The 723-nt window shown below is 73.0% G+C and carries 1 protein-coding gene and 1 pseudogene; both read left to right on the top strand.

Annotation, left to right across the window (positions count from 1 at the left end; genetic code table 11):
• Nucleotides 1-197: pseudogene (locus PV679_RS36040) on the top strand (SpdA protein); the annotation flags it as partial.
• A 151-nt stretch (nucleotides 198-348) separates the two neighbouring features.
• Nucleotides 349-723 (top strand): replication initiator (locus PV679_RS36035; protein WP_319685501.1); only part of this gene is annotated, 375 nt, incomplete at its 3' end.

The raw sequence follows: 723 nt of genomic DNA, 5'->3' as shown, positions 1-723 counted from the left end.
CCACCGCCCCGGTCGCCATCGCCAAAACAAACGCGACCGCCTCCCGCCCGGCCCTGCCCGCCGCCCTGCTCAACGCCGCCCGGCGCATCGCGGACACCCACCACGCCGAGCACGGCCAGCCCATCACCGCCGCCCAGCTGGAGACCCGCATGGGCGTCGCCCTGCCAATCGCCACCGCCGCGCTCGCTCAGCTCTGAGCCCCGGCCCTCGCTGCCCGAATCCCCCTCGCTGAAACCCACGCCCGCCCATGGGCCCGATCCGCCATGCCCCGAGCAGCACCAACACGCCTCCCTGACCGACTGGTTGCTGCTCGGGGCCGCCCACCCGAACAGAAGGGACACGCCCCGAATGGTCACCCTGGACCTGCGCCACGTGGCAAGCCCCGCCGTACGGGACCTGCTCCACCTCGTCAACCACCCCGGCTTCGACCGCGCACAGCAGCAGATCGAACGCCTCGGCGGTTGCACCGAACCCGTCCGCCTGACCGGCCAGAGCACGACCGTCGACACCGCAACGGGCGAGGTGCTGCGCTCCTATACCTCCTCCGACGAACCCACGGGCAGCCTGCTCACCACATGCGGGAACCGCAGGGCCTCCCGTTGCCCGGCCCGCTCCCGCCTCTACGCCGCCGACACCTACCACCTCATCCGCGCCGGCCTGACCGGCGGCAAGGCCGTCCCCGACACCGTCCGCACCCACCCCCGCGTCTTCGCCACCCTCACC

The sequence above is a fragment of the Streptomyces sp. AK02-01A genome (assembly GCF_033795305.1).
Taxonomy (GTDB): domain Bacteria; phylum Actinomycetota; class Actinomycetes; order Streptomycetales; family Streptomycetaceae; genus Streptomyces.
The sequence above is the reverse complement of the archived record's forward strand: the minus strand, read 5'-3'. Positions and strand labels throughout refer to the sequence as shown.